Annotated in this window: 15 protein-coding genes; 2 read left to right on the forward strand and 13 right to left on the reverse strand. The window is 40.5% G+C overall.

Annotated elements, in window-relative coordinates; genetic code table 11:
- Positions 1–10: 10 nt before the first annotated feature.
- Genes NSS60_RS12830 through NSS60_RS12840 form a run of 3 tightly spaced genes read right to left on the reverse strand, consistent with a single transcriptional unit; the run spans position 11 to position 2,755 of the window.
- The gene (locus tag NSS60_RS12830; RefSeq protein WP_220382656.1) at positions 11–1,234 is read right to left on the reverse strand and encodes a hypothetical protein; all 1,224 of its coding nucleotides are present in this window, start codon (positions 1,232–1,234) and stop codon (positions 11–13) included.
- Positions 1,227–1,832 carry an ABC transporter ATP-binding protein gene (locus tag NSS60_RS12835; RefSeq protein WP_220382655.1) on the reverse strand — a complete coding sequence of 202 codons (606 nt, stop codon included), beginning with the start codon at positions 1,830–1,832 and terminating at the stop codon, positions 1,227–1,229. The genes NSS60_RS12830 and NSS60_RS12835 overlap by 8 nt, the downstream gene beginning before the upstream one ends.
- A 17-nt stretch (positions 1,833–1,849) precedes the next feature.
- Positions 1,850–2,755 (reverse strand): hypothetical protein, encoded by a 906-nt coding sequence (locus tag NSS60_RS12840; protein ID WP_220382654.1) that lies wholly within the window; start codon positions 2,753–2,755, stop codon positions 1,850–1,852.
- Positions 2,756–3,285: 530 nt separating this feature from the next.
- Between NSS60_RS12840 and NSS60_RS12845 the strand changes: the two genes are divergently transcribed.
- A complete protein-coding gene (locus NSS60_RS12845) occupies positions 3,286–4,515 on the forward strand; it encodes an IS110 family transposase (RefSeq protein ID WP_064214420.1) in 1,230 nt (409 codons plus the stop codon).
- Positions 4,516–4,731: 216 nt separating this feature from the next.
- Here NSS60_RS12845 and NSS60_RS12850 read toward each other — a convergent pair whose 3' ends face one another.
- Positions 4,732–5,259: a hypothetical protein gene (locus tag NSS60_RS12850; RefSeq protein ID WP_220382653.1), complete on the reverse strand. Its 528-nt coding sequence runs from the start codon at positions 5,257–5,259 to the stop codon at positions 4,732–4,734.
- Between the two features lie 186 nt (positions 5,260–5,445).
- On the opposite strand from NSS60_RS12850, the gene NSS60_RS12855 reads away from it, so the two are divergent.
- Positions 5,446–6,045: a response regulator transcription factor gene (locus NSS60_RS12855; RefSeq protein WP_340720892.1), complete on the forward strand. Its 600-nt coding sequence runs from the start codon at positions 5,446–5,448 to the stop codon at positions 6,043–6,045.
- Positions 6,046–6,084: 39 nt separating this feature from the next.
- Here NSS60_RS12855 and NSS60_RS12860 read toward each other — a convergent pair whose 3' ends face one another.
- The 9 genes from NSS60_RS12860 to iscB (NSS60_RS12900) all read right to left on the reverse strand — a co-directional run bounded on the left by NSS60_RS12860 (position 6,085) and on the right by iscB (NSS60_RS12900) (position 12,590).
- The gene (locus NSS60_RS12860; RefSeq protein WP_004892425.1) at positions 6,085–7,377 is read right to left on the reverse strand and encodes an O-acetylhomoserine aminocarboxypropyltransferase/cysteine synthase family protein; all 1,293 of its coding nucleotides are present in this window, start codon (positions 7,375–7,377) and stop codon (positions 6,085–6,087) included.
- A 64-nt stretch (positions 7,378–7,441) separates the two neighbouring features.
- Positions 7,442–7,741 carry a hypothetical protein gene (locus tag NSS60_RS12865; RefSeq protein ID WP_004892428.1) on the reverse strand — a complete coding sequence of 100 codons (300 nt, stop codon included), beginning with the start codon at positions 7,739–7,741 and terminating at the stop codon, positions 7,442–7,444.
- Between the two features lie 130 nt (positions 7,742–7,871).
- Entirely contained in the window at positions 7,872–8,141 is a 270-nt protein-coding gene (locus NSS60_RS12870) for a thioredoxin family protein (RefSeq protein WP_004892431.1), read from the reverse strand.
- Between the two features lie 51 nt (positions 8,142–8,192).
- Entirely contained in the window at positions 8,193–9,473 is a 1,281-nt protein-coding gene (iscB, locus tag NSS60_RS12875; RefSeq protein ID WP_088223485.1) for an RNA-guided endonuclease IscB, read from the reverse strand.
- A 249-nt stretch (positions 9,474–9,722) separates the two neighbouring features.
- Positions 9,723–10,070 carry a toprim domain-containing protein gene (locus NSS60_RS12880; RefSeq protein ID WP_004892434.1) on the reverse strand — a complete coding sequence of 116 codons (348 nt, stop codon included), beginning with the start codon at positions 10,068–10,070 and terminating at the stop codon, positions 9,723–9,725.
- A gap of 97 nt (positions 10,071–10,167) precedes the next feature.
- Positions 10,168–10,416, reverse strand: coding sequence for a YusG family protein (locus NSS60_RS12885; protein WP_004892436.1), 249 nt, complete (start codon positions 10,414–10,416; stop codon positions 10,168–10,170).
- Between the two features lie 33 nt (positions 10,417–10,449).
- Positions 10,450–10,833, reverse strand: coding sequence for a glycine cleavage system protein GcvH (gene gcvH / locus NSS60_RS12890; protein ID WP_004892441.1), 384 nt, complete (start codon positions 10,831–10,833; stop codon positions 10,450–10,452).
- A 57-nt stretch (positions 10,834–10,890) separates the two neighbouring features.
- Entirely contained in the window at positions 10,891–11,250 is a 360-nt protein-coding gene (locus NSS60_RS12895) for an arsenate reductase family protein (RefSeq protein ID WP_004892444.1), read from the reverse strand.
- A gap of 35 nt (positions 11,251–11,285) precedes the next feature.
- Entirely contained in the window at positions 11,286–12,590 is a 1,305-nt protein-coding gene (gene iscB, locus NSS60_RS12900; RefSeq protein ID WP_340720893.1) for an RNA-guided endonuclease IscB, read from the reverse strand.
- Between the last annotated feature and the right edge of the window lie 82 nt (positions 12,591–12,672).

Genomic DNA, 12,672 nt, shown 5'->3' on the forward strand with positions numbered 1-12,672 from the left:
AACTGACCGTTTACTCAAACTCCTTACTTAGCTTTAATAAGTCGATAATATTTTTAAAACAATATGACTGCAAAATATTTTTCACAATGATGCGATAAACTACCAATATAATGATTAATAAAATGACCAATACATATGCAACATATAGAAAGTGGTAAACAGGAATAAGCCATATGCTGATAAAAATAGAGTATATAAATATAAAAATAGTTACTTTTTTAAAAACAGTTGAAATATTATATGAATATATTGAGTGAACTTCCTCTGAACTATATCCATATTGTTTTAGTATCCCCATATCTTTTTGTTGTATTTGCAAATAAGCCCGAAAAGAAAAAATAAGGTATAAGGCTGCAACAAGAACGATCGCTCCCGATAGTAAAGAAGCAATAACAGCTGTATTTCGCATTGACAATGTAAAATCATCGAACGCTTTAAATACATAGCGAACGTGATATCCGTACTGTCCAAGGTTTTCGGCGATGCGGTCAATATCCGATATTTTATCTACATAAACGTACATACTTTTTAAAGCTTGGACACCAAAAGGATTATTGTTATCATATTCTCTTTTAAACTCGATCCAATTTGTACGGAAGGACGTTTCGATTATTTTTTGAAATGTTTGATTCCCAACATATAATGCACTACTACTTAACATATTTTGATCTTCACTATATAAAACGAAAGGATTTTTTTCGATAATCCCCTGTTTATTCTTTATAAGGAAATTAGAGATATAGCGACTACTCAGTCCCCCCTCCTCCATCTGAACAATAGGAATTTTTAGATTGATTTCTGACTCCTTTGATTTTGAACAAGCATACCCAATATTTAAGGGGCAATCCCCTAAAAAACGGGCAGCTTCTTCATCTAATGCATAAATAAAATACGTGTTTCCTCTTTCATCTTGGACACCGAAGTTCAATTGATACATTTTATATATATGTATGCCTTTATATTCAGAAAGAACTGATCTAATTTCATTTTCGTCATTAAACTTTAGTAAACGTGCGTGATCATTCTCTTCAGTTTTTCCTGTAATTTCGATCATCCGCACATTTTCATTGCTTATAAAATCTTCATCTACTTGTATATATTGTTTGAATAGAAAAAGAAACGATGTCGAAACTAGAAAAAGAGATAGCAGAAACATCACGATAGATATCTTTAAATATGAATTTGATTTTTTTAATATAAGTTCCGCTACTTGCTTTTTTATTTTTTTATCCATTACGTAATTTTCCTCCTGCCATTGCTAGTCGAATAGCATTTGAAAAAAGTTCTACACACTCATGGGTCACGATAATACATAATTTATTTGTAAAAATAGTTGAAATCATCTCTGCAATAAGGTATTGATTTTGTTGATCTAACCTTGATAAAGGTTCGTCAAACAAAACGACATCTGGGTCATTCATAAATAAAAGGGCTAATTGTACACGACGCCTTTCACCACCAGATAACACAGCGATTTTCCGATCAATCAAATTCTCAATACGGAATAGCGCTAGGGCTTCTACTGATTTTTGTTCAAAATATCGATTATGTTTATAAACAGCAACATATTTTATATACATGTGCTCTTTTACAGTTAATTTAGAAAATAACATGTCATCTTGAAAAAGATATTCAATTTTTATACTTTCTTTTTTTTCTACTTTTCCTTCATCCACATTTATATATCCTGCAAGAATATTCAACAACGTTGTTTTCCCACAACCACTTTGTCCACTAATTACATATGTTCGTCCATTTTCAAACCGAAATGTTACATTATCAAGCACTTTCTTTTCATAAAAACGTTTCGTTACATGTTTTAACGTAATCATTTTTATATCACCTTTTTCTATCGGACAATAATCTCTTTCCTTCCTTCTTGACTGTAAACAACGACTTTCCCACGCTCTGTAGAAAAATCAATAACATCCTTTACAGAAACAATTTTTTTATTTGTTTCAACTTGTATAATATCTAGCAACAAATCTCCATCACTATTCGGATACATTTGTATAAGCAATCGATTTTCTTTATCAATATAATTTATTAATTTCTTTTTAAAGGTTCTACCATTATCCGCATATATTTTTTCCTCATCCGAACGATATAACACCCCATCAATTACATAAAGCTCCCCTGCTTTTAAGCCATTTTCAACTAACCGTGGTCGGTTATTTTCATTAGACAAATCTAAAACATACATTGTGTAGTAGTCCTTGTAAGGTTCGTAAACCGTGTAATAAAGTTTCCCATGCATAATCACGCCGTAAGACACAAGCCCTTTTACATGCGAATACTTAATAAAACTTTTCTCTCTCTCATCCCAGCGAATAATCGATCGGCTTACTTCTTCCCCATCATTATCCAAATACATTCTAATAAAAACATGATAGTTTCCATCATCGGCTAGCGGGAAAATAGCCTCCCCTTTTCTTCCAGCATACACCTTCTCAATCTCATTTCCTTTAATCGTAAAAAGACTAAAATCTCTTCCTGTGCTATCTCCAGCCGTATAATAAGGACTTTTTGTCGAAAATGCATAAACAATATAGTTTGGCTGATTCGTTTGCTGCTTGATTGTATTCGTTGCAAAATCATAAGCAACCAACTTCTGCGTGAATCGATTATACAAAATTTTACATTCTTCACTCTCAGAACATATGGGGATTGCGACATATTTTTTTTGTTGGATACTTGTTTCATCGCATCCACAAAGTAAAGAAAAAACAATAAAGAAAAGAAAGACCCTTTTCATCACTCTCATCCTAATAATTTAGAATTTATATTGGGGGTGTCCCAAAATTAACAGGACACCCTTTTTCATCAGCATATATACGCACGAAACACTTTCATGAAACTATATCCTCGTATAGTATGTTTAGAAAGATTTTTAAATCGAATTTCCAGTTGGATATGCTCCTTGACAATCGCATATGTGTAAGTGATTTGCCCACGGGGGAGGGGCGCGCCCCTCCCCCGTGGATGGCACTACATCGGGGTTGGACTTTTCGCGATGTTCTTGGATAATGGTCTTAGGATCATCGGGGACACTCTTCTCTCTCCTGTAGCTTTGACTACTTAGAAAGTCTGTCTCCCCGGCTCCTGTTCGGACTTCTAACCCGCAGGCTGTTCCCGTTGGTTTCCCATGCTGGAAGGAGCAGCTTCCAGGCAGCCCATGGCCCAACGTGAGTTCTCATATGCGAGGGTGACTGGTCAACAGGCGCGGTCCGGGGGCATCCCGAAGAGTCCCAACCCCACGATCCTACTACGATTGGAGGTGATCTCATGAAACTCTACGTCGGGATTGACGTGAGCTCAACGGACTTATACACGTGTATCATGGATCAAGAAGGAAACACGTGCGCCCAATTCAAGGTGGACAATCATCTCCTTGGCGCGACCTTCCTTCGCGATCAAATCCTCCTGTGGGCCAACAAGCTCCAACCATCCGAAATTCTCATCGGGATGGAAGCCACTTCGGTCTACAGCTGGCATCCAGCGATGTTTTTCCACCAACAGGAGGAGCTGAAGTCTTGGAATGTCAAGGTGTTTACCATCAATCCAAAGCTCATTCGCAAATTTAAAGAAGCGTACACTGACTTGGATAAAACGGACGGCATCGATGCGTGGATCATCGCCGATCGGCTTCGCTTTGGCCGTTTGAAAGTGACAGCTGTCATGCAAGAACAGTTTATCGCCCTTCAACGGCTCACGCGCATGCGCTATCATCTCGTCCATCAGCTGACTCGGGAAAAGCAGTACTTCCTCCAACACTTGTTTTACAAGTGCAGTTCCTTTACCCAAGAGGTGGACAGCTCCGTGTTCGGACATGCCATCTTAGAGCTTCTTCTCGAGTCGTTTAGCTTAGACGAAATCAGTCAGATGGACGTGCAACAGCTCGCTGACTTCTTGCGCCAAAAAGGACGCAATCGCTTTGCCGATCCGGAATGCATCGCCAAGTCCATTCAAAAGGCGGCTCGTTCGTCGTATCGGCTTTCCAAATGTGTCGAGGATTCCATCGACTTGCTTTTAGGGCTATCGATTCAATCCATCCGTAGCCTTCAAGCGCAAATTAAAGAGCTAGATAAAGCGATTACTCGCCATTTGGAAGGCATCCCAAATACGTTACAAACGATTCCCGGCATTGGTCCGGTCTACGCCGCTGGCATCTTAGCCGAAATTGGACAAATCGAGCGCTTTGACAACCAAGCCGCCTTAGCAAAGTATGCAGGTTTGACTTGGTCTAAGCACCAGTCCGGTCGGTTCCAAGCCGAGGAGACTTCCCTCATTCGTTCCGGCAATCGCTATCTCCGTTACTACCTAGTGGAGGCTGCCAACTCGGTACAACGGCATGATGCGTCGTTTCGCACCTATTACCGGAAGAAGTATGAGGAAGTACCAAAGCACCAACACAAACGAGCCCTCGTCCTCACCGCTCGAAAACTCGTGCGTGTGATCGATGCGCTGCTACGCAACGGTCAAATCTACACGCCAAGAAAGGGGGAAGATCGATAGGGGTATCGATCTAACTGATTTTGCATTAAAACCCAGTTAATGACATAAGACAAGACTGGGCTTCTTAAGTATTGCCTTTTTTCGGGTCATCGGACAATCGAATTTCCAATTTCGATGATTTTTCACCTTGACATATTACCGCAGGACTTTTATCTCTCTTGAAGAAACACGACATTTTTGGTCAGATCCTGGTTAGCAGTTAACGAAGAACAACGATTAAACTCCTGCCGAAATATAAAAAGTTCTCGGATCTCCCTTCAATTTTACGTAAGCCGTGTTAATGGTAGAGATCGTGTCAGAACGATAATCTTTATAAGGCGAAATAATAATGTTGGATCGCCAAGAAGAGTTGTTTGCTCCATTACTATTTTCCCAATACTTCACTTTTGTCTGAATAGTCTGCCAAGATGAGGATGCTCCTGCGCTAGCTCCGTCCCCAGAAACCCCCATCGTAATGGAAGCAGAACTTCTCAAAGAAGCAGAACTATACCACTCGGTTTTAATCGTTTCTACTACTTCATTCCCACTATATACCGCTGAAACTTGCCAATCCCACTGTATAGTATTCCCAGAATAAGTCGCTGAAGTAGAACGCCACACATTTGAAGTTAAAGTGCCTTTCCCTCCAGGGATAAGATAGTCTTTCGACTGAGAAATAGCAAATACCTTTAGGCTTGGAGAAAAATAGAAAAATGAAATAACTATAGCAATAGATGCGGTTATTTTTATCCATTTAGCATTCATGTATCTATCAAACTCCTTCTCCCAAAATTAGCTGATCAGCTATTTTCAATTTACCAAAAATAGAAAAGAAAAGAATCCGTATTTTCCGCCAATTTTTCGGCGAAAATCCGCCATTTTCTTCAAAATAAATGACAAAGTTCATTAAATGAAGTACAATTTAGTAAAAAATAGTAGAGGGGAAATCGCATGGCTGTTCGTACATTGCTTGTTGATTCCGATCCTATCTATTTGCTTGGTTTGGAAAAATTATTAGAAAAAGAAAGAGGTGTACATATTGTCGGTTCTGGTTCTTGTATTGATTCACTAGAAGATCTCATACATATACACGTGCCAGATGTCATTGTGATAAATATGCATATGCACATAATAAAAGTATTAGAGTGGATAAAAAGTGCAAAGAAAACATATCCTACGATAAATGTCATTATGCTATGCAACTATCCACCATTCGCTCTATGTGCATATGAAGCAGGGGTATCCGTGACATTATCAAAAGAAAAAGTTTCTACTCATTTGCCACATGCGATTCGCCACAGCAATGAAGGAGAGAGACTTCTTTTACTTGACAGTGAAGCTACATGTCACATGACACATTGTTTAACAAAAATTGAAATAGATATATTACAAATGTTAGCAGATGATCAAACAAGTGTACAAATCAGCCAACGGCTAAATATAAGCAAACGAACAGTGGAACGTCACCTTTCTTCTATTTTCGAAAAATTAGGAGTTTCGTCACGAACAGGAGCGGTTGCCGAAGCGCTGCGGTTACAACTCATAAAATGAAAGGTGCTAGTCGAAAAATCTAACTAGCACCTTTCATATTTACACCCGCGAATACATCGACCGTACCCCTGTCGCCGCTTCAATCGCTTGTTCTAAGTCTTCGATTAAATCATCGACATTTTCAATTCCGACCGATAAACGAATCATATCTTCTGTCACACCGGATGCTTTTAAGTCCTCTCCACTTAATTGTTGATGCGTTGTACTTGCAGGATGAATAATTAAACTTTTTGCATCGCCAACGTTGGCAACATGCGACCAAAGCTTAACGTTGTTAATTAACGTAGCCCCTGCTTCACGGCCACCTTGAATGCCGAAGACAACGACTGCTCCTGCCCCTTTTGGCATATATTTTTTCGCTAGCTCTTTTGCTGGATGATTGTCATGTTCAGGGTACAACACCCAATTAACTGCTGGATGGTTGTCCAAATACTCGACGATTTTTCTCGTATTGGCAATATGCTCTTTCATGCGGACATGCAACGTCTCCAGCCCTAAATTAAACTGGAAGGCGTTGAACGGGCTAATCGCCGGTCCTAAGTCACGTAACAACTGCACGCGTGCTTTGACGATATACGCCGCCGCACCGATGTCTGCGTATACGAGATTATGGTAACTTGGATCTGGCGCCGTAAACGCTGGAAACTTCGGCGAATGCCAATCAAATTTTCCACCATCGACAATGATACCACCTAACGTCGTTCCGTTACCAAGCAACCATTTCGTTGCCGAATGAATAACAATATCCGCTCCGTGTTCGATTGGCCGGCAAAGGTATGGCGTCGCAAACGTGTTGTCAATAATCAACGGAATGCCTGCTTCATGCGCAATTTCCGCAACTGCCTCAATGTCTAACACATGCAGGCTTGGGTTGCCAATTGTTTCAGCAAAAATCGCTTTCGTTTTTGGTGTAATTGCCGCACGGAAATTTTCTGGATCAGACGGATCGACAAAATGTGTTGTAATGCCGTATTTCGGCAACGTATTCGCAAACAAATTGTACGTTCCTCCATATAACGTCGAAGCAGAAACAATATCATCTCCCGCTTGAGCGACGTTTAATATTGCCATCGTAATAGCAGCCATGCCGCTCGCTACCGCTAAAGCACCAATGCCCCCTTCAAGTTGAGCGACACGCTCTTCAAACACCGTTACCGTCGGATTATGAATGCGCGTATAAATGTACCCAGCTTCCTTTAACGCAAACAAATTGGCCGCATGCTCTGTGTTATCAAACAAATACGCATTCGATTGATAAATTGGCACTGCACGCGCTTTCGTTACTGGATCCGTTTGCAAGCCACCGTGCACAGCAATCGTTTCAAATTTCATCGTTTCTCCCCCACATGTAATAATTTGTGAATATTTAGAATTTTAACACGATACATATTGCTCGTCAACGAACAACATCATACGGCTTGGCAAGGAAAAAGATCGACTCTAACAATAAAATGTGACGAAACGATGCTGTGACGGACAATTCGTTTAATCGCAGTTGTTGCTGTAGTTTTAAAGACCCTTGCAATAGCGACATAATTGCCTGTGCCGAACCACGAATCGTAATGACTCGCTCGCCATCTACCTCTTCTACGCGACGAATCCCTTCTTTCGATATGCATAATAATACTTCTCGACTCTCCCATTGTAGTTGAATATATAAACAATCACTCGGCAAAATCGGCGCTAACATGTTCATTTAACCGCCCCCGTTCCATATTTCTCAATATCCATTGTTTCCATATAAATGCGAGTAGTTCCTGCTATAAACGCTCGACAAATGTCTCGTTTCCTCGTCAATTTCCCAAGAAATATGTCGAAAGCTGGCTTTATTCAGCCAGCTTTCGCAACGTTTCGTATAAATATGGAACAGAATGAAAAGCATATATTTTTTGTACAAGTTTATCATGTTGAAAAATAAGTAAACACGGAACGCTTTCGATGCACCACTCAACCGCTTTGTCCGGCACGTAGTTTAAATCTTGACGTTCAAATGTAACAGATGGCAATAACTGCTCAAGTACATCAACCATACGACTTGCCACTTGACATGTTCCACATAATGGCGTGTACATATAGACAACTTTCACAACGATCACGAAACCTACGCAAGGAAGCCCCTGCCTTTAGGCACGGGGAGGAATTGCACCTTACGCAAGTTCCGCCACCCCCTTTCCATAAGCATATCCGTCAAATCGCTGAATGACTTGGACATATCTATAATTTATTCCTTGTGCGATACGCTTTCCGTCCTTGCCTTTAATATCGAAACTTCCAGTCTTTCTACATGCGACTTCGCCAAACCAAACGCCTTGATATTTCCCTCTTGGGACAACAGCCTTAACCATGTCCCCTGTTTGAAAACCAAAGAAGAATTTTTGTCTTGCAAGATAACCTCTTGGGAAGCCATATCTATCTAGGTTTGTACGAGAGCGACTACCACGCCCTTTTGCCTTGATAAATAACACTTCTTTTGTTTTGAAATATAAGTGATTTGTTGTGCTTTCGCCTACACAACAAGCGTCAAAATAATGTGTTTTCGGCAAGTCTAAACGAATACGATTCATTTTTGTTCGTGCACCTGTTCCACACTCGACATCTAATCCTGTCTGCTTTAACACTTCATACACTTTCCATCTTGTCGAGTTGATAGCACTTGTATCCTTTAATGATTCTTTGACTTGCTTTTGAATGTGCGGATACCCGAATTCTTCTGCTGTCTTACTTCCTTTGCGCTGATTACAGTCATGACAGGCAAGACATAGGTTATCCACTCGGTCTGTTCCACCTCTCGATTTTGGAATGATATGCTCCACTTCAAGTGGAACATTTTCTTTTCCGCAATAACAACACTTCCGCCCAAACTTTTCAAGCAAATACTCCCGTACTTCATATCCTTGTAGCGTGCCTTGTTGATACTCTACACCATTGATTTCAGGATTTCGCATGAGTTGCGTGTCGAATTTGGCATTTTCGTATGATATATACCCAATGGGGCATAATTTCTTTAGGCGGTTAACCCATGTTTGGATATTTTGCACACGACTCTCTAGTGATGACGGCAACCACCCCTCCTTTCGCTTGCGGTTCAGAAAGCGTGGTTTTCTGTATCTTGTTTTTCGATTTCGTCTTGCTCGACGAAAAGCACGCCTTTTATCTATTCTTTCCTTGATGTCTGTGCGATGGTCAAGTTGCCCTAACCATACCACTTCTTGTCCTCGCAAAATCGCTAATCCTGTATGCCTGCTTCCATAGTCGATTTTTAGCCGATATGTTGCTTTAATTTCTGATTCGTCTACTGATTTTTTCAAGATGATGGTAAATGGAAATCGCCTGTAAATCGCCGCCTTCCCTTGTTTCAACAGCTTTCTTGCAACTGCTTCGTGACAAGGAGCAAGCGGACGTTTGTTTGTGTCTAACACAAAAACCATAGGGTTCTCCCCTTTCCTCTGCATAAAGCAGGTCATATTCTCCTCGACCATGTTATAGATGCTTGTTATGTGCAAGACACTAGCGCTACCCACCACGCTTGTTTAACCTTGCACGACAGAGGAACGGGATGGAGAAGCACCCGAACGTGTCATGACATCTATAACGTAGGCTCTGTTTCAAGCCTTGGTCTGGTCAACATGGGGCTTACAAGCCCATGACTTTAGTCATTGGGTTGTTGACACAACTTTCTATAAATATTGTGCGTGTACATCGATATTTGCACTTAATAACACGACCGCAATATGATGCTTCGGAGCTGCTGCGACTTCACGATACATTTTATCAATATATAAGTGCTCAGCATGCGGAAACTCTCGACGGAGTTGACGACGTAATTTCTCCCCCGCTTCATCGGAATCGACTAAAATGTACACTTCTTTATCGTACAAAGCATCGATTAATTCATCAAGTTTGGCGGTGCCAAGCGTTCCGTTTGTACATATAATTTCAACTGGCTCACTAATGATGCTTTCGACTTTTCGTTTATCTGAGCGCCCTTCGACAATAATCACTTTTTCTACCTCAACAATCGCCATCGTCATCACCTTGTACATTCATTTATGTATATTATATTCGTGATCGTACACTTTTTCTCCTTTTATTCAATACAAAAGGACAGCGATGGCGCTGTCCTTAACACCAACCACCTTCTATGTCACAATCGACATATTTCATATTTGGATGTTCAGTAACTGTTACGCTTTTCAAAATACGCCTGTTTTGTTGTTGGTATCCATGCTTTAACTTTAACTTATTCGTTTCTTGAACAAATCCTCCAACACATTCGTTGTCATAAAACAGCTCAAAGTTGCCGTTTTCATTAAATTTCCCAACAACATCTTTTGTAATATCGATTGTTTTTTGTTTTAACAAAAAAGACACCCCAGTGTCATAGGGTGCCCTGTGATGTGTGTTTTACTCTTGATTAATCATTTGTTCGTATTGTTCTGCCGTTAATAGGTTGTCCACTTCACTTAAATCGCTTGGCTCAATGACGATCATCCACGCTTTATCATATGGTGATTCGTTTACATACTCTGGGTTGTCGTTTAACTCTTCGTTCACAGCTACGACTTTTCCGCTAATTGGGGCATATAATTCAGACACAGTTTTCACTGACTCCACGCTACCAAATGGCTCATTTGCTGTCAGTTGCGCCCCCACTTCTGGCAATTCAACGAATACGATATCGCCGAGTTCTGACTGGGCAAAGTCCGTAATCCCAATGCGAACTGTATTTCCTTCGACACGCACCCATTCATGTTCTTGTGAATAACGTAGCTCTTTTGGAATGCTCATCGTTTTCCCTCCAACATATCATCTTCTTTTTCATCATACACGATTTTCAACATGATTTCACGATAATTTAAACATTTCGTGATATTTTTGTTCGTCAAATCCGACAATAACTTGCTCGCCATTTGTGATGATTGGACGCTTGATTAACATCCCGTCTGATGACAACAATTGCAGCATGTCTTCTTCTGTCATCGTTTTTAATTTGTCTTTTAATCCAAGTTCACGATACTTCATGCCGCTCGTATTAAAAAATTTCTTTAAATCAAGCCCACTTTTTTCATATAACGTCCGCAACTGCTCTTTTGACGGAGGCTGCTCAACAATATGTATCGCTTGCACAGAAATGTTGTTGTCATCTAGCCATTTTTTTGCTTTGCGACATGTGCCGCACTTTGGATACCAATAAAATGTTACCATCTTCTCACGAAACTCACGCAAGGAAGCCCCTGCCTTTAGGCACGGGGAGGAATTGCGCCTTGTGCAAGTTCCGCTTCCTCCTTTCTGTAAGTATATCCATCAAATCGCTGAATGACTTGAATATATTTATAGCTGATTCCTTGTGCGATACGTTTACCGTCTTTTCCTTTGATGTCGAAATTTCCAGTCTTCCTGCATGCCACTTCACCAAACCACACGCCTTTGTATTTTCCTCTTGGAACAATAGCCTTAACCATGTCTCCTGTTTGGAAGCCAAAGAAGAACTTTTGTCTTGCAAGATAACCCCTTGGGAAGCCATATCTATCTAGGTTTGTGCGTGAACGACTGCCACGCCCTTTTGCATTGATGAATAACACTTCTTTTGTTTTGAAGTACAAGTGGTTTGGTGTGCTTTCTCCAACGCAACAGGCATCAAAATAGTGTGTTTTCGGCAAACCTAAACGAATACGATTCATTTTTGTTCGTGCACCTGTTCCGCACTCAACATCTAATCTTGCCTGCTTTAATACTTCGTACACTTTCCATCTTGTTGCGTTAATGATACTTGTGTCTTTTAATGATTCTTTGACTTGTTTTTGAATGTGTGGACAGCCGAACTCTTCTGCTGTTTGGTTTCCTTTTCTTTGGTTGCAATCTCGACATGCAAGGCAAAGGTTATCTATTCGATCTGTCCCGCCTCTCGATTTTGGAATAATATGCTCCACTTCAAGTGGAACGTTTTCTTTTCCGCAATAACAACACTTTCGTCCAAACTTTTCAAGCAAGTATTCTCTTACTTCGTATCCTTGAAGCGTGCCTTGCTGATACTCAATGCCACTGATTTCAGGATTTCGCATGAGTTGCGTGTCGAATTTGGCATTTTCGTATGATATATGTCCAATGGGGCATAACTTTTTTAGACGGCTAACCCATGTTTGGATATTTTGCACACGACTCTCTAGTGATGGAGGCAACCATCCCTCCTTTCGCTTGCGGTTCAGAAAGCGTGGTTTTCTGTATCTTGTTTTTCGATTTCGTCTTGCTCGACGAAAAGCACGCCTTTTATCTATTCTTTCCTTGATGTCTGTGCGATGGTCAAGTTGCCCTAACCATACCACTTCTTGTCCTCGCAAAATCGCTAATCCTGTATGCCTGCTTCCATAGTCGATTTTTAGCCGATATGTTGCTTTAATTTCTGATTCGTCTACTGATTTTTTCAAGATGATGGTAAATGGAAATCGCCTGTAAATCGCCGCCTTCCCTTGTTTCAACAGCTTTCTTGCAACTGCTTCGTGACAAGGAGCAAGCGGACGTTTGTTTGTGTCTAACACAAAAACCATAGGGTTCTCCCCTTTCCTCTGCATAAAGCAGGTCATATTCTCCTCGACCATGTTATAGATGCTTGTTATGTGCAAGACACTA

Source organism: Anoxybacillus sp. FSL W8-0382, assembly GCF_038003845.1.
In the GTDB taxonomy this organism is placed as follows: Bacteria; Bacillota; Bacilli; order Bacillales; family Anoxybacillaceae; genus Anoxybacillus; species Anoxybacillus flavithermus_G.